The organism is Methylomusa anaerophila (assembly GCF_003966895.1).
GTDB classification, from domain to species: domain Bacteria; phylum Bacillota; class Negativicutes; order Sporomusales; family Sporomusaceae; genus Methylomusa; species Methylomusa anaerophila.
The window spans coordinates 2340208-2363956 of sequence record NZ_AP018449.1 but is presented as its reverse complement, the minus strand read 5'-3'; the positions used below and the strand labels follow the sequence as shown (position 1 = coordinate 2363956).

Sequence of the window (23749 nt, the reverse complement as noted above, 5' to 3'; positions counted from 1 at the left end):
TTCTAAAAAGGATGGAAAAACGCAGTGAAACATTCGCCAAACCGTTGTTTCAAAAAACTATCGGCGCAAGTGCCGTCGGCTTCACTCACTAAGGCCGCGAAAAACCTGGACGCTCTCCGGCAAGTGACCGGCGAAAGCACGGCAATTGCCGAAGAACTGAACCAATTAACCCACCGGCTCAAGTCAATCTTTTCCGGTCAGGCCGCCGCAAAAAATGCCCAGGTATCTCCAGCCCTGGATACAAACTTCGTGTTATTGCAAAGTATCCTGGGAAATGATCTTGGTCTTATTACAAGGAAATACGATATTTTAGACGGAAAAGCCCAAGCCGGCGCAGCTTATATCGAAAGTATGACCGACAAACAACTGATAGGCAGGCACATAATAGAGCCGCTGCTGCTGGGGAAAGCCGACCTGAACACCGGTTTGGACAATTTACTTACCCAAATCCAGGAAAAATTTATATTTTTTCCAAAAATCAAGCGCACCAACCATATGAATCAGGTTGTGGAAGGTCTGTTAAATGGAGAAACGGTGCTGTTTGTAAACGGCCTAAATGAAGTTCTTATTATCGACAGCCGCCAAACAGAAAAACGCGCCATCGAAAGACCGGAGAATGAAGGCTCGGCCCTTGCCGCGCTGGAGTCCTTTACGGAAGACCTGGATACAAACTGCAGCATGGTTATCAAAAGGCTGCCAACGCCTGACCTGCGCTGCGAAATGTTTACAATTGGAAGGCTTTCCCGCACAAAACTAAAATTGTTTTGGATTGAAGGGGTTGCCAATACCAACATTATCGCGGAAGTCCGCCGCCGCATAAACAGGATAGATATCGATAATGTTGACGGTATCGGTACTGTGGCCGAGCTTATCGGCGACAACCCCGTGTCCATATTTCCCACCTACCGGCAAACCCAGCGCCCGGATACGGTAACAAAAAATTTGTCGCAAGGCCATTTTGCCTTGCTGTGCATCAACAGCCCCTTCGCGTTTTTAGCCCCCGTATCCTTATGGGACAATCTTAAAACAATGGATGATTACGCCGAAAAAGCGGTTACCGCCTCCTATCTGAGAATTGTCCGTTTTTCAGCTTTATTTACTTCCATTATCGTTTCCCCTATATACCTGGCCTTTGTAACTTACAATCATATCATTGTACCCCAATCCCTGGCTTTGAACATCGCCGCCGGCAGGGAAGGCGTGCCTTTTCCCACTATTGTCGAACTCCTGCTCATGACCATTGGCATGACGGTTATCCGGGAAGCAGCGCTCAGGATACCGGGATCGGTGGGGTACTTCGTCGGCACGCTGTCGGCGGTGGTTATCGGACAGTCAGCCGTCTCCGCCGGTTATGTAAGCCCTTCCATTCTCATCGTCGTCGCTATTTCGGAAGTGTCGTCCTTTGCTATTTCATCAACCACCCTTGTATATACGTCAAGACTCATCAATTATCTTTTCATTATCCTGGCCGGTATTTCCGGCATGTTTGGCTTAATAAACGGTATCGTCATTCTCTTCTGGCATTTGTCCTCCCTGGAATCTTTCGGCGTCCCTTACCTTTATCCGTTAGTGCCGTTTGAACTCAGCGGCATGAAGGATACTTTCATCCGTATGCATTTAAGCGTATTGAAAAAACGTTTAAAAATACTGGCGCCTTCCAACCAGGTAAGAATGGGGGATGGGGCCGGTGAACCCGAACAAAAAAAACTACAGGCGGGAAAGTGATTTATGCGGGAAAATATCCAGCTTACGCGGGAACAGACTTTTTTTCTTCTTATTATCGGCACAATCGGAAATATGGTATACAGTCATACCTGGATTGATAATGATACCGACCGGGCCGCCTGGCTTGCGGCTTTCGCCGGAATTTTACTGTTAATACCGTTCGCGGCCTGGATTTTATACCTGGGTAAGCATCAGCCGGGAGGTACGGTCTTTGATATACTGGAAGCGGGTTTGGGAAAAATCAGCTGCGTACTGGTCGGTGTCCCTTATATTTTAATCAATATTGCCGTGGCGGTTGCCATGCTGAATATGTTTACTGAATTGATCAAGGCGTTTTTTCTGATATTTACGCCCCACTGGATTGTTATGCTGGTTTTGCTTTTGTTACCCGTAATATTACTAAGCAATGGGTTCCAGGCCCTGGCAAGAACGGTTGAACTGTTGTCCGTACTTGGTCTTTTGAATTATTTCTTTAGTTTCGCCTTTGCTTTTCCTAAATATATCCATATGGAATATGTCATTCCTGTTTTTGATACTTCCTTGCTGGGATTTGTTAAAGGAGCCTTGTTTATGACCGGAACTGCCTCGGAATGTCTGTTACTGCTAATGATTATCGTCGGGTACATCCCCACGCCGGGAAAGCGCTATCTGTGGATTGTAACGGGACTGGCCGCCTGTGCGGTTATCTTTTCCTCGGCAATACTGGCTATTATGGCGATCATGAGCCCTGAGCTGGCAAAACGTATTGCCTTTGGGGGACTCAATGCGGCCAAGCTTATCCAGGTAGGCGAATTCATCCGCGGCCTGGAGGTATTCATTTTCGGTACTTATCAATTTATCGCCATTGGCAAAACCACACTCTGCCTGTATTGTGCGTGGACACTTGCCAAAAAAATGTTCAATAACTGGAAACCTAAATTTCTCCTGGCGGTAACAGCCCTGATGATCTTTGCGCCGGCGGTATGGCTGAACTCATACAACAAGGGCTATGAGCTTGCCGTAATATTGGGTTATGTTGTTTTGCCTTTCTCAATATTCGTGCTGTTGCTGGCTTCCGTCAGCGTCCTGCTGAAAAAAAAATCTGCGAAAAGAACCGGATGTACGGCAAAATGAACAAAAGAATTTTTCTGATAGCTGTGCACATTCTCTTATCCCTGGTCCTTTCGGGCTGCTGGGACTATATTGAATATGAAGATATGGCCCAGGTTGTCGGGATAGGGGTTGACTATAATGCCGAATCAGAGCAGTCAACAATAACCATCCAGTATCAGCCAATAAAAAAAGGGCGGAGCGGTATGTCAAACAGCTCGCAAGGGAGGGAGTCCCAGGGGATTGTTCATTCGGCAACGGATAAAACTTTTCTCGGCGCCCTGGCAAAAATTCAGGAGATAGCTCCGAAAAGACTGTTTTTCGGTTATACACAAGTCCTTCTTGTGGGGGAAGAGGCCGCCAAACATAATATAATGGAGGTCATTGACCTTTTGGACCGCTCGCCGGCCTTAGTCAGCACCAGCTCGATTGCCGTTACGGCAGGCAAGGCGGAAGACGTGCTAAAGACCGCCGACCCTGCCGATATAATGCCGTCCGCTCCGGCAATCTATAAATTGATCCATTTGAGCCCAAACACAGGCGTCGCCTATCCCGTTACCGTTAATAAATTTACGGAAATGCTGGCTATTGGCGGCTGGGAAGCGGTAGCGCCGCGGGTCGTGAGCGTCGAGGCAAAATCTCAACAGCAAGACACCAAAGGTAAAACTCAGGCGAAAACACCGACAGCGCAGGATGAAACACCGGCTAATGTAACGTTTAACGGCGAACATACCGGCGCCTATACAGTCACCGGTATGGCGGCGTTTAAAGGCGACAAATTTGTGGGCTGGCTGGATGAAAAAGAGAGTATGGGGCTTAACTGGATTATGGGCAAGAAAATGCTGAACTATAAGTTCTCGGAAACATCAGATCAAGCCGGCCCGGGAGATGCATTGTATTTTCATGTGCTGGAATCGAAAGGTAAAATAAAAGTCCAACTGGATAGCGGCCAGCCGGTTATATATGTGAATGTCGCTGTAAAGGCCGCTTTGCGGAAATACTACCAGGGCGAGGGGCCGGATTTTATATCTGCGGCCGAAGTGAGCGCCGAGGAACAGGGACTGGCGGACAGTGTGCGGTCGGATATCGAAGCCGCATTACAGAAGGGGCAGAAAGAATTGCAAACGGATATATTCGGTTTCGGCTTCGCTTTATTCCGAGAATCACCCAGATTATGGAAAAGCGAGTATGAGGCAAAATGGGCGGATATTTATCCGGCCATCCCGGTAAAGATCAATGTTGAGGCCAAAGTAATAAATACAGGCGCCAATATTAAAAAATTGATAATAAAATAAGACTCAACCATTATAATTATGGGTAATCTAATAGCAAGTCTAATTTTTTAAATACAGGGGGAATCAAAATGGAAAATACCCATAATTTTCTGACACCGAAAGCCAATCTTATCGGGGTGGGGGCAATTAAGGACCTGCCCAACGAATTATTAGGCTGGAAACTGAGCAAAGCATTGATTGTTACCGATAGGAATCTGGTAACCCTGGGCTGGGTGGAACAGATCGAAAAGATTTTGAAGAATGTGTTTATTTCCTATGATATCTTTGACGGCGTCCTGCATTCCAACCCCACCGTCGGCTTTGTGGAAGACGGTCTGTCCTATTTTCCCCACCTGCTGGAACTCAAAAGAGATTACAGCTTGATTATATCTGTCGGCGGCGGCACCTGTCATGACTGCGCCAAAGCAATAGCAGTCGTGGCTACCAACGGCGGTTCCATAATCGATTATGAAGGCTACAACAAGGTTACCAAGCCGGGTATACCGCATATCGCCGTTAATACTACCTCCGGGTCGGCTGCTGAAATGACAATGCTCGCCATTATCACCGACGAATCGCGCAAAGTAAAAATGCCCATCCTTTCCCCAAATTTAACACCGTTAATGTCGGTCAATGACCCCATGTTCATGGTCACTATGCCGCCGGAAGTCACAGCCAGCACCGGTACCGATGTTCTGTCCCATGCAGTAGAGGCTTACCTGTCCACCGAAGCCTCGCCCATAACGGATTCTCTGGCGCTGACGTCCATAAAGCTGGTTTTTAATTATCTCCGCCGGGCCTATGAGAACGGCAATGACATGGAAGCCAGGGAACAGATGGTGTTTGCCAGCGTAATGGCGGGCATGGCTTTTAATAATGCCGGCTTGGGGTTAATCCATGCCATGACCCACCAGTTAGGCGGGTTTTATAATCTGTTTCACGGCGATTATAACAGTGTCCTGCTTCCTTATGTTTTAGATTATAATGCCGTATCCGTACCGGCAGACAGGCTTCTGAAAATGGCTGAAGCCATGGGGGAAAAAGCCGCCAGCCAGCCGGAAGCTGTGGAAAAAATCATGAATGCCTTCAGAAAACTTGCCGTCGATCTTAAAATTCCGGCTGAATTAAGAAAGATGGGCGTGCGCGAAACTGACATCCCTCAGCTTTCTCAAAACGCCTTCAAGGATATCTCTACCTTTACCAATCCAAGAAGGAGCACGTTGGAAGACATTGAAAATATATATAGGGCATCAATGGGCCCGGCTGATGACAAACCGCCCCATAACGAGTCGAAGAAAATTGAAGTTCTCAGCGCTGCGGGGAAAAGGTAGGAAACAGGAGGAGTCAGAAGTCAGGAGTCAGAATAGGGAATGGCCATCTGAATCCCGGCTCCTGATTACCTGATTACCAGACATCGGAATAGAACCAAATCAGGAGTCAGAATAAAGAATGGTCGTCTCGCGCTCCATTCTGAATTCTGACTCCTGAATTCTGACTCCCAAAATCTTCGTCAACGAAGATTTTCTTATCTCCTCACCAGCGCCCGCCTATCCTCGGCCAGTGGCGGCTGTTCCAGCCATTTATGCCGGATCATCAGCATGTTGGCGTCTTCCAGATACTGTGATCCTTCCGTCATTAGCCGCACGTAGCTGCCGAATATATCCGACCGGGTAACTAAGGCTAGAGCCGTGCCGTAATATGCGAACGAGGCTTGAGTACTCAAAATAGTGTACTGCAGCATCAGCCGGTCTGAAAACGGTGCGACAATGGAGTTGGTGACATAAGAGTCGGGACTCGCGGGGGCGGGCATATCGTTGCGGGTGAGAAGGTCGCCGAGTATATCGGCGTGTTTATGAGCTATCTGTTTGCCTCGCAGAAAAAATTCCCGCAGTTCCTTCGCTGCCGCTACCTGAGCGAAGCCCATTAACAACGCTTTACTGAATATACCCTTTTCAATGCCGACAAAAATATTGGCAATTTCAATTGCACTCAAAGGGCGCTTACTCCCAAAAAGGGTGCCAAGGTAGTCGCTATCCTGAATGAACTCCGGTTTTTCCGGCGCGGATATACAGGGTGCCCGCATATACAGGCCTTTGGCTTGTTCCGCATTTACCGCTTTTTCATCAACTTGGGCCACGTCGGCAAGACACTGATGATAATGCTGCCGTACATCCTGCCGGGCGCATGTGCTTAGTGCCAAACCGTACGTAGTAAGGCTAAGGCGGGTAATATTGCGGATGAAGGCAAGGGCAAAAGAGTCGGAATAGAGCCTGGGCGCCTCGCTATTGACGTCGTTGTCCCCAAACCCTATCGGCACCGGGTAATTGTCGCTTTGCAAGATTTTCCTGATTCTCTGGATTTTGGTTTGTGTTACCTGTTGCAGATATTCCACTACCTGGCCGATATCCTTATCTTCGTTCTTGGCCAGGAAGTATTTCAGCATGCAAGCGGTCATAGTCGCATCCGTATATTGGGTCCATAGGGCGCCGACCTCGGCGGCGCTAAGGTGGGTTTTCAATTCTTGATGCATAAGAAACCTCCTTTTTATTAAAAACTATCACCCAAAAGTAGGGAACTGCTTATAAACCGCCATCTGCGTCGTTACTCCTGCGTGCTTCACTCCAGCGTACAACCAGTACGCTTACGTTCCAGTACTCGTCGTGCCTAGCATCTGACGATTTCTAAGCAGTTCGTGGCATTTGATAACCTGAATAGATACTTTTATTATATTATTTCCAGGGCTTCCCCAAATTACTTGCTGTTTTTTGCGTAACTTTTAGCCATTTATTGTTATATAAAAAGCGTCTGTAACTATATTCAGTAGTCCGGCTTCCACGCCGCTGGCGGCACCAACATTCTGACTTCTGACTTCTGAATACTTCCCTATACATTGGCAACCGAGAGCATCAGCTTAATTCGGTTCAACAGATTTACCTCACTGACCCCCGGGTCGTAGTCCAGGGACATAACGTTTAGCCCGGGATAGGACCGTCTGAGTTCTTTGAGCATCCCTTTGCCGGTTATATGGTTGGGCAGACAGGCAAACGGCTGCGCACAGATGATGTTGGTTACACCCTTTAGGATTAGTTCCACCATTTCGCCGGTCAGAAACCAGCCTTCACCGTTCAGGTTGGCCAGTGATAAATGTTTGGCCGCATGGCAGGCTATTTCTTTTATCGGTGAAGGCGGCGAAAAACGCTGGCTGGCCTGTAACGCTTGTCTCATGCCCCGGCGGTAGAGCTCCACCACCTGGATCAAAAGAGTTCCCCCCCAAATACCGTGCCAGTTTCCGGACAGCAGCTGATGGGATACTTTACCGTCGTAGGCACAGTAGAGGAAGAAATTTGTCAAGTCGGGGACCACGACTTCGGCCCCTTCCCTTTCCAGTTGATCGATAATCTGGTTATTGGCTGCGGGGTGATATTTAATAAAAATTTCTCCCGCTATCCCCACTTTGGGTTTGACCAGACCCTCCCGGATCGCCAGGTTGTCAAAATCCCGGACAATGGCCGCCACATTTTTCCAAAAAGCAAGTTTGCTTCCCCTTGCCAGCGCCTGTTGACACTGTTCAACCCAGTGGCCGTATAGCCGATTGGCCGAACCGGGTATTTTTTCATAAGGCCGGACCCGGTACAATACTTGCATCAGCAAGTCGCCGTAAAGCAATCCCATTATGGCATTATCCAGCATGGGCAGGGAAATCTTAAAACCGGGATTTTTTTCCAAGCCGGTGGAAAAAGATACAACCGGCACCTGGGGCAGTTGCGCATCCTGCAGCGCTTTGCGGATCAGGGCAATATAATTGGTTGCCCGGCAGCCGCCCCCGGTTTGGGACATCAGGACGGCAGTATTATTTATGTCATATTGGCCGGATTGGAGAGCTTGCAGCACCTGGCCCACGGTAATAATGGCCGGATAGCAGGCATCATTGTGGACATAGCGGAGTCCCAGGTCAATTGCCGCCTTATCGGCCGGGGGAGTAAACACCGCCTTATAACCGAACTTTTGGAGAATGGTTGCCAAAAACTGAAAATGGACCGGCGACATTTGCGGCGCTATGATCGTATAACGCTGTTTCATTGCGGGCGTGAACAGCCGCCGCCGGTACCGGTACGAAGCATTGGCAGGCGGCAACGGAGCAGTCCGCCGGTTTGTCGCCGCCAGCAATGAGCGGACACGTATCCGGGCTGCTCCCAAATTGTTCATTTCATCCAGCTTGATAACGGTATGGATTTTGTTATGAGCGGCAAGGATCTCATGCACCTGGTCGATGGCTATGGCATCAATACCGCAGCCAAAGGAGTTCAGCTGGATCAACTCCAGGTTTGGCTGCTGGGCCACAAAGGCGGCGCAGGCGTATAATCTTGAATGATACACCCATTGATCGACAACGCGCAGCGGCCGTTCCACCGGCGTCAAATGCCTTATGGCGTCTTCCGACAATACTGCCTGGCCGTAGGATTGTATCATTTCCGGCAGACCGTGGTTAATCTCCGGATCAATATGGTAGGGCCGGCCGGCCAGTACAATCCCCCGGATGCCCCTTGCGCCAATATCGGCAAGGATGGCTTCCCCTTTTTGCCGGACCTCGGCTTTATACCTTGCCAGTTCCGCGTAGGCTTTTTTTACAGCTTTGTTAACTGCCATTGCCGGCAGGTTTTCCGGTGATAGCTCCTGTATCAGCCGGCGTGTCATTCTGGCGGGGTTGTCAAGGGGCAGGAATGGATGATAGAAAGTGACGTGTCGGGTAACGAGGGCATCCATATTGGCTTTGATATTTTCCGGATAGGAAGCGACTACGGGACAATTGTAACAGTTGTCGGCTGCCGGGTCTTCTTTAATATTCAGGGGAATGCAGGGATAGAATATCTTTTTGATCCCTTTATCCACAAGATCCTGCATATGGCCATGGACCAGCTTGGCCGGATAGCATACCGACTCCGAAGGGATTGCGCCGATGCCGGTCTCATACAATTGCCGGGAGGAAGGTCCGGATAAAACAACCCGGTAGCCCAGCCGGGTAAATAGCGTAAACCAAAAGGGATAATCTTCATATATATTTAAAACCCGCGGAATGCCTATTGTACCGCGACGGGCGGCTGCCGCAGCCAACGGGTTGTAGTTGAAAACCCGTTGGTATTTAAAGTTATAAATATTAGGAATATCCCCGGCTGTATTCTCTTTATTTTCCTGATTTTCTTGGCCGGCGCCTTGTTCACAGCGGTTTCCCGCACGGAAAACCTGCCCGGTGGAAAAATTTTGGGCGGTGATTAAACAATTGTTGCCGCATAGGCCGCACCGGCGGCTGGAAGTTTGCACAGTAAAATTATTTAGCTCCTCACTGTTTAAAATAGTCGATCTATGGTTGCCAGCACAACGTTCCCGCGCTATCAACGCGGCGCCATAGGCACCCATGATGCCGGCGATGTCCGGACGGACCACTTCCCGGCCAAGAAATTTTTCCAGCGCCCGGAGGACAGCGTCATTATAAAAAATACCGCCTTGAACGACTATTTTTTGCCCTAAGTCGGACGGATTCTTTAAACGGATTACTTTATACAGGGCGTTTTTTACAATGGCTATGGCTATACCGGCGGAGATGTCGCCCATATCCCGGCCTTCCTGCTGGGCCTGCCTTACTTTTGAATTCATAAACACCGTACAGCGGCTGCCAAGATCCACCGGGGTTTTGGCTGTAAGGCCAAGGGCGGCAAAGGCTGTCACATTCATGTTGAGAGATTGGGCGAAGGTTTCGATAAAGGAACCGCAACCGGCGGAACAAGCTTCGTTCAAGATAATGGAATCAATTACCCCGTTGCGGACAAAAAAACTTTTCATATCTTGGCCGCCGATATCCAGAACGAATTCCACGCCAGGCAGAAACCGGCTGGAGGCTTTATAATGAGCAATTGTTTCCACTTCGCCCACATCCGCCTGCAACGCCGTTTTGATCAGCCGCTCACCGTAGCCGGTCACCGTCGAACCGGCTATGGTCAGGTTGTCAGGCAGCGATTGATACAGCTTTCTTAGAGCGGTTATAACGTTTTCCAAGGGTGCGCCCCGGTTGCCGGAATAGTGGGAATACAGCAGACTGCCGTCCTCGCTGATGAGGGCCAGTTTGGCAGTGGTGGAACCGGCGTCAATTCCCAGATAGGCTTTGCCGGCATATGCTGCCAGGTCCTTTCTGGCCACAGCGCTGTTATTGTGCCGTTGCCGGAACTGTTCGTACTCGGCTTCGGTGGCAAACAGCGGTTCAATCTTTTCACGGTCCGGGTCTGCAAATTCATATAACTTGGCAATTCCGGCCAGCAGACGCTCATGCCGCAATGTGGCGGGGAATTGGGCGAGGGCGGCGCCGATAGCCGGGAAATATTGCGCTTGCGCCGGACTTACTATTTGATCGGTCTTTAAAGCCAGGGTTTCGATAAACCTTTGCCTTAGCTCAGGCATAAAATGCAGCGGCCCGCCCAGAAAAGCAACCGGGCCGGTTATTGGTCTGCTTTGGGCCAGGCCGCTGATGGTCTGATTAACAATCGCCTGCAAAATGGATGCGGCTATATCTGCTTGCGGGATGCCTTCGTTGAGAAGGTTCTGGATGTCTGTTTTGGCAAACACCCCACAGCGGGAGGCTATGGGATAGATGGTTTTATAGCCTTTAGCCAGCTGGTTCAGCCCTGCCGGGTCGGTGTGCAGCAGAGCGGCCATTTGGTCAATAAACGCGCCTGTCCCGCCGGCGCAGGCATTGTTCATGCGTTGCTCCACGCCGGCGCCGAAATAAGTAATCTTGGCATCCTCACCGCCAAGCTCGATCACAGTGCCGGCTTCAGGTATGATGCGTTTTACCGCCTGGGTACAGGCAATCACTTCTTGCAGGAAGGGCAGTTGTAAATGATTTGACAGGCCAATGCCTGACGAACCGGTGATCATAACGGCCAGAAACTTATTTTGCAAAAGGGTGCGAGCTTGGGCGAATATTAGATTCAGGGCGTTTCTTATGTCGAAGGCGTGACGCAAGTATTGATTAAATATCATATTGTTTTGTTCATCAAGCACAACTACCTTTACAGTGGTTGAACCGGCATCAATTCCAACCCTGAGTACGCTGCCCACGGTATACTTCCTTTCGCACATATGTTATTCCTGTATTCTGCCCAGAAAAGCATCGGTATATTGAAAAAAGCCGCCCTCCTATTAATGGAAGAACAGCTTTTGCTTGTTATAAAATACCCGCTTTAATGGCAATTGGGCAATCCTTGTGTTTTCTCAAGGGAAACGGGTTACTCAAATGCTTCGGCCAACCGGCCGAACACCTTTTTTTGTTCCTGGCTTTCCCGGATTTTTTGCTCGCTGCCCATGACACACAAATAGTTCTCCTTCATGGCGGCGTCAACCAGTGCCGCCAGCCGGCGAATATCTTCCTGACCGGTGGCCAGCACCTGATCCCGCTCGACCTGGATGTCGGCCCGGCTGATCTTCCGGATATACAGCGCCGTAGCCCGTTCCCCTTTCATTTGGGGAGTGAGGGGCGTATCCATTCCGCTGATGGCGCCGATTACATATTTGGTCATCTCCCGGCGGGAAACATTACCGGTATTAAACGCCGCAAGATACTGGGCCGTTTCGTCATAAACCTGCAGCGTCGCCAGCAGGTTGGGGTCGCGATACGAACCGAATACAATATTGCCGTTGCGGTCAAACTGGGCAAACGCGCCGTAGGCTCCTCCCTGAACCCGGATGCGCGACCATAAAAAGTCATACCTTAATATGCTTTCCAATACCTTCATACTGCCATGATAGGAATACCCCAGCCGCCGGAAGTTGGCGCCTTTGGCCACGTACTGTACTTTGCCGGCAGTCATGATTCCTTCATTTAAAGCCTCCAGGTCAAAGTGATACGTTACGGGTTTTAAATTCCTGGCGCCCAACAAATTATAAAGAACAGCCAGGCTGTCTGTAAACTTCGGATAGTCTCCTTCTTCACAGGTAATGCTGACTAGAAGACTGTCACGGTTGAATATCAAGCGGGCGGTATTGGCCAAATTTTTGCCGATTTCCGCCAGCTTGCCGTCCAATTCCCGCTCCAGGCCGGACATGAATTTATAGAAGGTAAATTGGCCGATTTCATTGAACTTGGCGGCCGGCGAGAAATAAGACAACACGCGGCTGGCCACAACCTGCTGACCGCGCTTAAACAAGGCCGTATCCCACCCGGCCTTGACCTCAAGTATCAGTTCCTTCACTCTTTCCTGTTTGTCAAACAGGCTGCCGCCGGCAACCAGACCCATAAGCTCAAACATTTGCGGCAGCTTGTCAACAAGTGCCTTACCTTTGATGATAAATTTTGGGTGATACGTTTGATCGTCGCCGTTTTCCGAAAATGCAGCCAAATTATAACAGAAACCGCCGGTATGAATATTAATCTCCTTGGATAATTCAGTATAATTGTATTTGCTTGTATCGACTTTGCCCAATATTTCCGCCAGCAGGTAAACATACGGCAGCAATTCCTGCGGTACAGCGCTCACGTCAAAATAGAGGCCGACGTACCCAATCCGGTTGGTGAAGATCGGGTGGAACAATACCGGCACTCCCGCCTCTTTTTTCTCAATGAGCGGCAATTCTTCCGCCTTGGATTCAATATCCTGCAAATCGAGGAGCGGAATCAGTTTAAGTATTTCCGCCGGGTCCGGCGTCTCTTGCCTTTCTTTCAGGCTTTTGGTTTGGTCCATAATCCCCTTTAGCTGTTCCGCCGACAGCGTCGCTTTATATTCCGCCAGCTTCCGCTCAAGTTCCGCTGTTTTGGCCTGTGATAAACAGGGTTTGGGCTTAAGGACGATCATTGCCTGGTGGGAGTTAGCCAAAAGGTATTTTTGGATCATGGTTTCAAAATAAGGGCTGTGCACGGCTGTTTTAATCTTTTCCAAAGTGGGTTCATACGCCAGGTGCATAAGCGGGCTTTCGTCGTACAGCCAACTGTCCATACATTTCATGTTGTATACCAGCCCCTTGGGACGGCTGCCGAAATTAGCCTCCCGCAGGTGGAATTCAAAAATATTGATGGATGACTCGATCAGTTTTTTGTCGATACCCTCATTCACCAAGTTTTGCAGCGTATCGTGAATAACCCGTTTGAACACGCCGGCCCGGTCCGGCTCCGAGCCGCTGACGCCAACAGAGAAGACAGGCTGCAGCATGCTTTTGGCATAGCTGCCAAAAACCTCCTTACCCAGGCCGGCGTTCAACAGCGCCTGCTTAAGGGGCGCGGCGGGAGTCTCCAACAGCAAATGTTCCAGAATCATGAACCCGAGGTAAACCTCCGGATCAATGGCTTTGCCCACAACATAATTTAACGATAGGTAAGTTTTTTCCTTGGTGGGTTCATTGGGGGAAACGGGATAATCATAGCTGGCTTCTTTGCCGCTTTTAAAAGGCGCCTGCACAGTCACGGCCGAGTTGACGGCAGTGCGCTCAAAGTCCTTCAGATAAGCTTCGTCCAGGAATTTCAAAGTGTCCAGAATATCAAGGTCACCATATAAGAAAATATAACTGTTGGCCGGATGATAGTATTTCCGGAAAAAAGCTACGAATTCCGCCTGGGTCAAACAGGGAATGTCGTCCGGATCGCCGCCGGATTCCTCGCCATAAGCGGTATCCGGGAAAAGTTCCTGGGAGACTTTCCTTTCCAGAATTGCATCCGGCGAGGAAAAAACGCCTTTCATTTCGTTATATACTACTCCTTTGTAGGTTAAAGGGGCCGCCGGCGATTCCAACTCATAATGCCACCCTTCCTGCATGAGAATTGCCGGCGTGTCTACCATTTTGGGATGAAACACGGCGTCCAGATAAACATCCATAAGGTTGCGGAAGTCCTTATTGTTCCGGCTGGCAACCGGATACATAGTCTTATCGGGAAAAGTCATGGCGTTTAAAAAAGTATTTAACGAACCCTTAACCAACTCCACGAACGGTTCTTTCATCGGAAACTTGCGCGACCCGCACAATACCGAATGCTCGATAATATGCGGCACTCCGGTGCTGTCTGCCGGCGGAGTGCGGAAACTGATTGAGAACACTTTGTTGTCGTCGTCATTCTCAAGATAAAGAAGGCGGGCGCCGCTCTTTTTGTGCTCGAATAACTTGGCTGTTGAATTTATTTCAGTTACCTGGTTAGTTTCAATTAATTCAAACCCGTGGTTGACATCGCCGACTGTAAGTGACATTTGCTTCCCTCTCTTTTCTCTTAGTTTGCTTATTTGTGTGCTTATTATCTTATGTATTTTATTTTTCCCTAGAACGCCAAATTCCTCCTGTTAGCAATCTACTTCCCATTGAGCAGGGAACTGCTGTAGAAAGTTTGGCGCCTTGGGGCGTCTGCGTTGTTCTTTCTCTGGGTATTCTGTGTCTCTATTCTCTATTCTCTATTCTCTATTCTCTATTCTCTATTCTCTATTCTCTATTCTCTATTCTCTATTCTCTATGGTTGGTATTTTTATCTTTTTATCTACAGCCTATTCCTTCGTATATACTTTTATACTTTCGCAAAATTGAGTAAGAAGCGGGAAAACTTCTATGTATAGGGTTTCCCGCTTCTTCTTTGTCTAACACAAAGGATTAAAACTTTCTCTCGCCTTGAAAATATATATGTCCCATTAAAGAATTGATTTCCCCGCACCGCTGCCAGACACACCGGCAGAAACAGCAGCGTATAATAACTTGAAATCCGTATAACAATATAATAACGGTACTCAAATACAGCGGAAAGGAAGGGGATTACTTATGCAACACGGCAAACCGACGGAAGGTCCCCCGCCGGCAGGGCCTTTTTCCGAGGGGTCTCCTTTATTGCGGGGATCAAGTCCTGGCTTTAGCCTGTTTTATCTATTAGAAAACTTCTTCCTGTATAAGGGACAGCAAAAAACCGATCCAACTCAAAATACGGCGGATAATGAAGCCGCCGGCCTGTCGATATTATCCGACAAACACGACAATCTGTGATAGATTCAGTATGACAAGAGCAATTGATCCAAATTCGAAGACACCCACTTCTATAAGTGTGGGTGTCTTCGAATTTGGATCAACATTCTCCGGCAGAAGAAATAAAACTTACTTAAAGGTATCATAAACTTTTTGATACTCCGGCGTCGCCGGAATGGATTCATAAATATACAGGTGTACGCCGTTGGGATCATCCACGACAAAACTTCTCTCGCCCCAGGGTTTATCCTGCAATTCCTGAACAATATCCAACCCAGCCTCTGTCAGCCGCCGGTATTCCGCGTCCACATCCTCCACCTCGAAGGACAGGATCAGCCCTTTGCCAAAAAAGAATTCGCCTGCGTCCCGCTGCGGCAGGACAAAACTTATTCCGGTTGTAGGCAATCCCGGCGCCAGGAGTTCAATATACCAGTCGCTTTCGTACACCAGCTGGAATTGGAAGTATTTGATGTAATACTCCTTTGACTCTTGCAGTCTATCTGTGCTAATCGTCGAATCCACCCGCTTAATCTGCATAACATGACTCCCCTTCGGCTCTTATACTATTCCCATTAAGTAGGGAACTGCTTATAAACCGCCAGCTGCGTCGTTGCTTCTGCGGTCCTCACTCCAGCGTACGTCCAGTACGCTTCCGTTCCGGTCCTCGTCGTGCCTCCGGTCTGACTATGATAGTTCGAACTTGTAATTAGCAAATATCATTGCAATAAGTTTTTTTCATATGCAACGGTATCTGACGATTTCTAAGCAGTTCGAGGCATTAGATGACCTAAATAAATACAATTTTTGAAACACTATATAGACACATTATACCATACAAGAAGAAAGACTATAAGTACTGCGGCACGCCTTCCTTAAACCAGACCGGTTTCAAACCGGTTGCTTCAGCCACTTCCAGCGCCACATCCAGCCACCGGCCAATATCCTCCGGCCGGTGGGCATCCGACCCGATAGTTGCCAGCCGGCCGCCTAATTCATGAAACCGCCGGTAAATGGCCAGCAAGTTCTCTACTGCATTTTTATCGCCAAAACGGCGGGTGTTAATCTCAATGGCTTTCCCTTTCTCCGCCAAAAGGGTCAGTATCTCGTCAATTTTCTCCCGGAATTCATGGTAATATACTTCCGGGTCACTATACCTGGCATATCTGGCGATATAGTCAATGTGTCCCAGACTATGAATGAAATCATAGCACTTAAGGCAACCGATCATCGTGTCAAAATACTGCCGGTAGACCTCGGCTTTACCTTTTAAACGATAAAAGCCTTCCTGGTAGATATCAATATTGTCAACTACATGAACGGAGCCGATTACATAGTCAAAAGGCCAGGCGCTAACCAGCGAATGATTTCCCTCAAGGCAGTCCGTTCTCATCCCAATTTCAATTCCCAGACGAACCGTGTCACTGCGGTATTTTTCATAGACCTGGAAATACTCAGCCGCATCAAACAAAAATTTTTTCGGTTCCGGATAAGCCAGATCCATATGTTCGGTGATCACAATACCTAAACCCGCTTCCCGTCCTTTGGCGATTGCTTCCCCAATAGTCATACGGGAGTCAGTGGAAAACACAGTATGCATATGGGTGTCAAACAACATCAGAAATCCTCCTATCATGTCCCCGGACCATCCAATTTTACAATTATCCTTCCGGATCCCCCTATATCCATTATAAACCGGATACACCGCATAAACAAGAAACCGGTACTCAGCATCCCTGTTGCCAAAAACGACCTACGACCCCGGTGATGCCTGCCGCATCCGCCACCTTCACCCCCTGCCGCCACTCGGACGGAAATAAAGTTTTGTAGCGATAGCCGGTAAAACGTTCATCAATGAGCAGTACCACGCCGCGGTCCTGTTCCGTCCTGATTACCCGCCCGGCGGCTTGCAGCACCTTGTTCATTCCGGGATACATATAGGCAAACTCGAATCCCTGACTATTTACCTGATTATAATAATCCCGGATAATATCCCGCTCATTGCCGATTTGGGGCAGCCCAACCCCCACAATGACAGCCCCGGATAACCGCTCGCCAACAAGATCAATCCCCTCGCCGAAAATGCCGCCAAGCACGGCAAAGCCGACCAGCGTTTCGTCAGGGGGTCTGTTGCCGCTGCGGCCGAAGTGATCCAAGAACGCCACACGTTCCTGTTCCGCCATCGAAACAGCCTGCCGGATGACCCGGATGCGGGGATATTGATAAGAGAAACGTTCGTATATTTCCCCAAGATACTGGAATGACGGGAAAAACACCAGATAGTTGCCGGTTTTGCCGCTTACCGCCGCCGCGATGGCCGCCACCACCCGGTCATAGGTTCCGGCCCGGGATTTATAAGTGGTAGCAATTCTGCCGGCAATCATGAGGCAGAGGTTGTCAGGTGAAAACGGCGAAGGGACGGCGATCTTGCCGTCATCCTCGTTGCCGCCCAACACAGCGGCAAAATAGGAAAGGGGTGTTAACGTCGCCGAAAAAAAGATGGCGGCACGCCCACGCTGAAGAGCGGCACGCAGCAGTTTGGCCGGGTCAACGCAAAATTGCCGGACCTTTACGTCGTTATCCTCAACGGCTTCAAGATAGGTGACATACCGTTCATCATAACACTCGGCAATCCGCAGGTAGCTCAGGGCTGTAAAATACTGGTCCAATAACGCCGTTTTCAGTTCGGGGCCGGCTTGATCCTGGTTCCCCGTTAACAGCCAGCGTTCAACTTCGTTAGTAAACTTGCGCAACACCGAATGTATATCGTATAAAGCTTCCTTCTGCACAAAAAAATCCACCGGTTCGCCTTCCCCGCCGGTCAGGCAGGTCTTGCCGATCTGCCGCAACCGGGCGCCGACAGCCTGGGCCGCTTTCGACACTCGGGGCAATACCTGCCGGCTGGCTCGCCTGAGATGGACGAAGGGACGGCGCAGCAGGGCGGCGGAAAACATCTCTCTGGCCCTGTCTACCAGATTATGCGCCTCATCAATCAAAAAGCAGCAGTTGCAGCCGGTATCATTGTCAAAAAATCGCCGTAAATACACCCGGGGGTCAAAGACATAATTGTAATCGCCAATAACACCGTCAGCCCAAAGCGCTAAATCAAGGGAAAACTCGAAGGGACAGACCCGATGTTTGCCGGCATATTGCTCCACCGTCGCACGCGTGTAACAATCCTCCCGCCAAATGTCGGCAATGGCTCCGTTCACCCTGTCAAAATGCCCGTTAGCGTATTCACACTCGCCCGGGTGACATTCCCTGCCGGGTTTAAAACATATTTTATCCTTGGCCGTTAAAGTGACTGTTTTAAATACCAGACCGTTCAGCCGCAGCTTGGCAAAAGCCTCTTCCGCCAATCCCCGTGTCACTGTCTTGGCGGTTAAGAAAAATATCTTCTCAATCAGGCCGGAACCTACCGCTTTGACGGCGGGAAATATGGTCGCCATGGTTTTGCCCGCCCCGGTAGGCGCCTGCGCGTACAGTTTCCTGCCGGCGGCGATTGTCTTATATACAGCCACCGCTAATTCCCGCTGGCCGGGACGATAGCCGACAAAAGGAAAATTAATTTGAGCAATGGACTCATCCCGCACCTTGATCCAATCCCTTAACAGTCTGGCCCAAAACAGGTATTGCTCAACCAGACCGTGGAAAAAGACGGCCAATTCCCCGCGAGGATAGAAAAGGCAAAATTCCTTGATTTCTCTGCTATCGAGCTGATAGTAAGTCAACTGGACGCCAATAGTATCCAGATCATTCTGCGCCGCGTAAATAAATGCATAACATTTAGCCTGCGCCCAGTGTAAGGGATATTGGTCGGCTTCAATCGCTTCTAACGGACGGCTGGTTGACTTTATTTCATCGATAACCGCTGCCGCTTCTTCATCCCCCCGGTTAAGAAAAATCCCGTCGGCCCGGCCGCCGATCTCCAAAACAAGGTCTTCCCGCTCAATGGTATATGTCAAGGCTACTTCGGCTTGATATTCGCCTGTCCGCGACTTTTGCACCTTGCGGTGAGCCTTTGTGCCCTCAACGGCCCGGGCCGGCGCGGTCAGGGAAAAAACCAGATCCCCGGAGCGCAGAATCCATTCCACCAGCGTGCGCACCGAAATCCGGACCAGGTTGCTGCTAATCATGCCTGGCACTCCGGCGTTCCCAGTTCCGCCGGGTCAAGCTTCTTAACCAGCCACAGTCTATGTACAATGGCGTAAAGGGTGGTATAAGCCCCGGCCAACACGAAAATTGCGGCATACCCAATGCCGGCGGCGATAAATCCCAGGCCGGTGGCGCCAATCACAAAGCCAAAGTCGGCCGCCGTGGTAAATACGCCAAAAGCCGTCCCGCGGTTAACCGGTGCAGTGCAAGCGGTAACAGTTGTCCCCATGGCCGGAAAAGCGACGCCAAGGGCCACCCCCATAAGCATACCGCACAAACTTAAGAGATGCCAACTGTCGGATACGGCAGCAAGAAACATGACCATACCCATCAAAGCCACCGACATAGTCTCCAGTCTGGCCGCCCCAACTACTTCGCACAACCGCCGGATGAACAACCGGACAATGATTACGACAATCGCATAACTCACAAAAAAGACACTAAAGTCACTAACTCCCCGGCTGAGCATCAGGATGGGCAGATAAGTCATGGCGCCGGCTGAGCACATATTGGTGGCAAATAAGCTGATTGTGGGAATATACACACCAGGATTGCCGGCAATATCTCCGACGGATAAAGTTGCTGCGCGCTGGATCCCGGCTCTGCTGGCAGGTTTTTTGGGCACAAGCAGCAGGCACAATGCCGCCACTGAGCCGCCAACAACCGCCACGGCAGGCATCCCGCCGGTGACGTAGACCCAATTGGCTACCGCCAATGCCAGGCTGGCGCCAAACATTCCCGCCATTGTAAATAGCGCAAATACATCGGTAGTATGTTCATTTTCAAACATCAAAGTCGCCATTGTCAACGCCGCGCCGCTATAACAGGTCAAGCCCACTCCCTGAATAAAAGTACTCAGGGATGCAGTCCAGACAGAGTTGGCGTAAGGATACCCGGCAATAGCCGCCAGCGTTAAAAGCAAACCGATGCAAACCACCGGCGAACCGCCGTACCGGTCCACCGCCTTGCCGGCAACTATTTTGAACAGCAGCGCCCCGGCAGAAATGGCGCCGATGACGATGCCCACCTGATAATCGCTGAAACCGGCGCTGTGATAGTGCTGGGGCAATATCGGCAAAAAAATATCCAGGCTGGCCCAGTAACAAAAATTCGCCATTGCCAACCGAATAAACTGCCCGGTTAATACGGCTTGGCTAACCATCTAATCATCCTCTCCCGGTAACTAGTGAACTCGTTTCAGCATCGCTGAAACATCGGGGATTTAGGTGGAGAGTCTACTCCACCTGAATTAACACCGCCTGTAGAGGCGGGAGTCTTGACTCATTATCAAGATGAAAACAAAACTAAGGAGAGAAGGCGCAGAACCTTCTCTCCATAAAGCAACCACCCTTACACAGTGTCTGAAACCTTGATAAATGACCATCCTTTCAAAGCAGTAAAGACTTTCACAGAGGAGTTTCACACTGAAAAACGGATATGGCTACAACTTAACTTTTGGGGATAAAACGTTAATGGCAAACAACACCTAAAACCTTATTGACCGGGAACGGTTGCCTACTTTCAGGGATTCAAAACTCTTGAATCAAAACCTTCATGGGTAAAACCGAAACCTTGTTGTCAGTGTAAGGGTGGTGCTTGCCATTATTATAGCATGCTTAAGCTTAAAAAGGCAAGAGGATAACTTGAGGGAATATTGTATTTTTTTGGTGTACCTGACAGTTTAAACCCCAAGTGCTGACAACTCCTCCAGCCTGACCTGTTCGAGATGGATTGACGGTCTGCCGAGACGCCGTTTGGAAACAAAATCGCCGTGACAATCCGACCCGCCGGTAATCGAAAGCCCGTTTCGCTGGCACCAGGCTATCACCCGGCGGGTGGTAGCGGCGTCATGACTGGGATGGAAACATTCCACGCCGGCAATATCCTCTTTGCCAAAGAAATCAAGAGTCTCATCCAGGGAGGTACCGTGAAAGCTGCTGCCCGGATGAGCCAGCACCGGTGATCCCCCGGCGGACCGAATGGCCTGAATGGCCTTTGCCGGCGGCGGAAAATCCGGAAAACGAATGCCTCTTTCGGCGGTAAACAAGCGGGAAAAAAAATCGTTTACATCCCGGCAAAAACCTTTATCGATGAGAAAACTTAAGGACTTCCAGCCCCCGCGGGCCGGGTCGTGTTGATATGCCGCATACTCCCCGTAATCAATGGCAAACCCGTCGGCAATCAGTTTACGAATACTGTTATGGTCGGCCTCTGCCAGCAGTTGTGTATTCCAAGCTATAAGGCGCCTAAGCTCTTCATTATCCGGGTCAATCCCGTATCCCAGGATGTGAAAGGATTGGTTACCCAAAGTTGACGATACTTCCACTCCCGGCAAAAAAGCAAGACCGGCGGCTGCAGCCAGTCGCCCCGTTTCCGCAATGTTCTGTGTAGTGTCATGGTCGGTTACGGCAAACAGCCCGATACCCGCCTTGCCAACCTCGTCTATCAGCCGGGACGGTGTCCATGAACCGTCGGAGGCCGTTGTATGAATGTGCAGATCAACTTTCATAATACCCTCACGATTCTCCATCTACTGCCTACTGTGAAAAAATATGAAAACTGCCGTTAATCCGGCAGCCCGCCCCAGATAATGATTTAGGCTTCTCCCCATGGCAGCTCTTCCAGCGGCAGCGGCTTACCCAGGTGGAAACCTTGGCCGTAGTCCACTTCCAAAACGCGCAGGATTCCGACTATTTCCTCATTTTCAACAAATTCGGCAATGGTCTTTTTGCCCAGAGCTTTTGCCGCCGCCTGCATGGCTTGGACAAGCGCCCGCTGTGTCGGGTTGGTATTCAAATTGCGAACGAAGGATCCATCAATTTTAATATAGTCAACCGGCAGGGCCTGCAATAGGGAAAAGGAAGAAAAGCCAACGCCAAAATCGTCTATGGCATACCGGCAGCCGATTCCTTTCAGCCGTTTAATCCACCGCTCCGCCAGCGACATATCATTCACCGCCGTTGTTTCGGTAATTTCAAATCCCAGCCACGATGGTTCGATGCCGCTGTCTCTGATGCTTGTTTCAATATAATCCAGTAATGCTTTGTCACCTAAACTAAGGCCGGACAAATTAATAAACACCGTCATGCCGGGATGTTCCCTGATTACGTTAAGTACCGTCCTCACAATCCACCGGTCAATTTGCGACATCATTCCAAATCGTTCGGCCACAGGAATGAATACCCCCGGCGGTACTAGGCCGCCTTTTTCGTCATACATGCGTATCAAGGCTTCATAATGAATGATCCCTTTACCAAGACGATACACCGGTTGATAATACAGGACAAAACGGTCTTCTTTGAGTGCCGACTTGATTTGAGCCGCAATTTGACTGACTTGGGAGAGTTTTTCCTTATCAAGTTCATCATGTACGACAACAACCCGGTTTTTCCCTGAATCCTTCGCCGCGTATACTGCTGTGTCGGCATAAGCCAACACCCGTTGAAAGTCAAGGGAGCCATCAATTGCAACTATGCCGATACTGGCAGTTAGATTGACACTCAAATGGTGAACCTGGACAAAAAGCTCACTTTCATCCAGCAACCGGCGTATCTTTTCAGCTACTCCCTTGCATTCCTCTTCCGCCACATCTTCCAGGAAAACGGCAAACTCATCCGAGCCCAATCTGGCGATAATATCCCGGGGGCGAAGGTACTTTCGCAGCAAAGTCACCAAACTAACCAGCACCTGATCCCCAACGGCATGTCCATATGTATCGTTAACAAGCTTGAAATTGTCCAGATCAATCAGCATGAGGGCGCCGATGGAATTATCACCCGCCGCCGCAATTAACTCTGTGATTTTTTTTTCCAGTGTGTAACGATTAGGGATTTTAGTCAACCGGTCGTGGGTAGCAAAATATTCCAATTCATTTTCCAGGATTTTACGTTCGGAAATATCACGGATCATGTAGAGAAGAACTCTTTCCCGGCCCAGTACAGCGCTTTGACAGCTAACTTCAACCGGAAACCGGGAGCCGTCTTTACGCTGGTGTTCCGACTCAAACCTGGTAAGCTGAAATGTTCCTTGGGCGAATTGGGTCATATCCAAATTAACCTGGCAAGACCGGCTCAAGTCGCTGTAATTCATCGTCAAGAGCTTGTCCCGCTCATAGCCGTAAGTTATGACCGCAGCCTGGTTGGCCTCTACTATGCTCCCGTCACAGTGGGTAAACAACATGATATCGCTGGTGCTTTGGGTAAGTATCTGGTACTTCCTTAATTTATCTTCCGTTTCTTTTTGTACGGCGATTTCCCGTTCTAACTGCTCGTTAATGCGTTTAAGCTCCGCGGTGCGCTCCTTGACCATGTCCTCTAAGCGCTCTTGGTAAAGCCGCTGGAGAAGAACCAGTTCCTTTTCAAGTGTGATGATCTTTTGCGTTTGAGCCTCCATGCCCAGCCTCCTTGCGATAAAAACGAATACTGCATTAAGTCCGCTCCTGCCTGCCAACACTTCTCATTCAAAGACAAGGAATATAAGGAATATATTCATAAACTCCAATATGTCATTTTCTGCATCGATTTGCTAATTCCTGC

At 49.5% G+C, this 23749-nt stretch carries 14 protein-coding genes; 5 read left to right on the top strand and 9 right to left on the bottom strand.

The features are described from left to right. Nucleotides 1-24: 24 nt before the first annotated feature. The 4 genes from MAMMFC1_RS10670 (at nucleotide 25) to MAMMFC1_RS10655 (ending at nucleotide 5419) form a co-directional block, all read left to right on the top strand. Nucleotides 25-1725, top strand: coding sequence for a spore germination protein (locus MAMMFC1_RS10670; RefSeq protein ID WP_197723973.1), 1701 nt, complete (start codon nucleotides 25-27; stop codon nucleotides 1723-1725). Nucleotides 1726-1728: 3 nt separating this feature from the next. Beyond that, on the top strand, nucleotides 1729-2838 hold the full coding sequence (locus tag MAMMFC1_RS10665; RefSeq protein WP_126308499.1) for a GerAB/ArcD/ProY family transporter: 1110 nt from the start codon (nucleotides 1729-1731) through the stop codon (nucleotides 2836-2838). Next, a complete protein-coding gene (locus tag MAMMFC1_RS10660) occupies nucleotides 2835-4109 on the top strand; it encodes a Ger(x)C family spore germination protein (RefSeq protein WP_158618732.1) in 1275 nt (424 codons plus the stop codon). Before MAMMFC1_RS10665 ends, MAMMFC1_RS10660 begins: the two co-directional genes overlap by 4 nt. Before the next feature lie 68 nt (nucleotides 4110-4177). Further along, a complete protein-coding gene (locus MAMMFC1_RS10655; protein ID WP_174234372.1) occupies nucleotides 4178-5419 on the top strand; it encodes an iron-containing alcohol dehydrogenase in 1242 nt (413 codons plus the stop codon). Nucleotides 5420-5613: 194 nt separating this feature from the next. Here MAMMFC1_RS10655 and MAMMFC1_RS10650 read toward each other — a convergent pair whose 3' ends face one another. The 3 genes from MAMMFC1_RS10650 to MAMMFC1_RS10640 all read right to left on the bottom strand — a co-directional run bounded on the left by MAMMFC1_RS10650 (nucleotide 5614) and on the right by MAMMFC1_RS10640 (nucleotide 14308). Further along, nucleotides 5614-6618 (bottom strand): DUF3231 family protein, encoded by a 1005-nt coding sequence (locus tag MAMMFC1_RS10650; RefSeq protein ID WP_126308496.1) that lies wholly within the window; start codon nucleotides 6616-6618, stop codon nucleotides 5614-5616. 353 nt (nucleotides 6619-6971) lie between these two features. Beyond that, entirely contained in the window at nucleotides 6972-11219 is a 4248-nt protein-coding gene (locus MAMMFC1_RS10645; protein ID WP_232035770.1) for a 2-hydroxyacyl-CoA dehydratase, read from the bottom strand. A gap of 146 nt (nucleotides 11220-11365) precedes the next feature. Then, entirely contained in the window at nucleotides 11366-14308 is a 2943-nt protein-coding gene (locus MAMMFC1_RS10640) for an insulinase family protein (protein ID WP_126308495.1), read from the bottom strand. Nucleotides 14309-14864: 556 nt separating this feature from the next. Between MAMMFC1_RS10640 and MAMMFC1_RS10630 the strand changes: the two genes are divergently transcribed. Next, nucleotides 14865-15083 carry a hypothetical protein gene (locus tag MAMMFC1_RS10630; protein WP_126308493.1) on the top strand — a complete coding sequence of 73 codons (219 nt, stop codon included), beginning with the start codon at nucleotides 14865-14867 and terminating at the stop codon, nucleotides 15081-15083. A 108-nt stretch (nucleotides 15084-15191) separates the two neighbouring features. Here the strand turns inward: MAMMFC1_RS10630 and MAMMFC1_RS10625 are convergent, their stop codons facing one another. From MAMMFC1_RS10625 to MAMMFC1_RS10600, 6 genes are all read right to left on the bottom strand, one after another. Next, nucleotides 15192-15599, bottom strand: coding sequence for a VOC family protein (locus tag MAMMFC1_RS10625; RefSeq protein WP_126308492.1), 408 nt, complete (start codon nucleotides 15597-15599; stop codon nucleotides 15192-15194). Between the two features lie 310 nt (nucleotides 15600-15909). Then, nucleotides 15910-16677: a histidinol phosphate phosphatase gene (locus MAMMFC1_RS10620; protein WP_126308491.1), complete on the bottom strand. Its 768-nt coding sequence runs from the start codon at nucleotides 16675-16677 to the stop codon at nucleotides 15910-15912. A 109-nt stretch (nucleotides 16678-16786) separates the two neighbouring features. Next, nucleotides 16787-19195, bottom strand: a complete 2409-nt coding sequence (locus MAMMFC1_RS10615; protein ID WP_126308490.1) for an ATP-dependent DNA helicase — start codon at nucleotides 19193-19195, stop codon at nucleotides 16787-16789. Then, nucleotides 19192-20376 (bottom strand): MFS transporter, encoded by a 1185-nt coding sequence (locus tag MAMMFC1_RS10610; protein ID WP_126308489.1) that lies wholly within the window; start codon nucleotides 20374-20376, stop codon nucleotides 19192-19194. The genes MAMMFC1_RS10615 and MAMMFC1_RS10610 overlap by 4 nt, the downstream gene beginning before the upstream one ends. Before the next feature lie 519 nt (nucleotides 20377-20895). Further along, complete coding sequence (locus MAMMFC1_RS10605; RefSeq protein ID WP_126308488.1) at nucleotides 20896-21744, bottom strand: PHP domain-containing protein; 849 nt, start codon at nucleotides 21742-21744, stop codon at nucleotides 20896-20898. Between the two features lie 65 nt (nucleotides 21745-21809). Beyond that, nucleotides 21810-23606, bottom strand: a complete 1797-nt coding sequence (locus MAMMFC1_RS10600; protein ID WP_126308487.1) for a putative bifunctional diguanylate cyclase/phosphodiesterase — start codon at nucleotides 23604-23606, stop codon at nucleotides 21810-21812. Nucleotides 23607-23749 lie beyond the last annotated feature (143 nt).

Coding starts and splice junctions, on each gene's coding strand:
- MAMMFC1_RS10620 (WP_126308491.1), bottom strand. CDS start 16,677: ATGTTGTTTGACACCCATATGCATACTGTGTTTTCCACTGACTCCCGT.
- MAMMFC1_RS10605 (WP_126308488.1), bottom strand. CDS start 21,744: ATGGAGAATCGTGAGGGTATTATGAAAGTTGATCTGCACATTCATACA.
- MAMMFC1_RS10640 (WP_126308495.1), bottom strand. CDS start 14,308: ATGTCACTTACAGTCGGCGATGTCAACCACGGGTTTGAATTAATTGAA.
- MAMMFC1_RS10615 (WP_126308490.1), bottom strand. CDS start 19,195: ATGATTAGCAGCAACCTGGTCCGGATTTCGGTGCGCACGCTGGTGGAA.
- MAMMFC1_RS10645 (WP_232035770.1), bottom strand. CDS start 11,219: ATGTGCGAAAGGAAGTATACCGTGGGCAGCGTACTCAGGGTTGGAATT.
- MAMMFC1_RS10660 (WP_158618732.1), top strand. CDS start 2,835: ATGAACAAAAGAATTTTTCTGATAGCTGTGCACATTCTCTTATCCCTG.
- MAMMFC1_RS10630 (WP_126308493.1), top strand. CDS start 14,865: ATGCAACACGGCAAACCGACGGAAGGTCCCCCGCCGGCAGGGCCTTTT.
- MAMMFC1_RS10650 (WP_126308496.1), bottom strand. CDS start 6,618: ATGCATCAAGAATTGAAAACCCACCTTAGCGCCGCCGAGGTCGGCGCC.
- MAMMFC1_RS10655 (WP_174234372.1), top strand. CDS start 4,178: ATGGAAAATACCCATAATTTTCTGACACCGAAAGCCAATCTTATCGGG.
- MAMMFC1_RS10600 (WP_126308487.1), bottom strand. CDS start 23,606: ATGGAGGCTCAAACGCAAAAGATCATCACACTTGAAAAGGAACTGGTT.
- MAMMFC1_RS10625 (WP_126308492.1), bottom strand. CDS start 15,599: ATGCAGATTAAGCGGGTGGATTCGACGATTAGCACAGATAGACTGCAA.
- MAMMFC1_RS10610 (WP_126308489.1), bottom strand. CDS start 20,376: ATGGTTAGCCAAGCCGTATTAACCGGGCAGTTTATTCGGTTGGCAATG.
- MAMMFC1_RS10665 (WP_126308499.1), top strand. CDS start 1,729: ATGCGGGAAAATATCCAGCTTACGCGGGAACAGACTTTTTTTCTTCTT.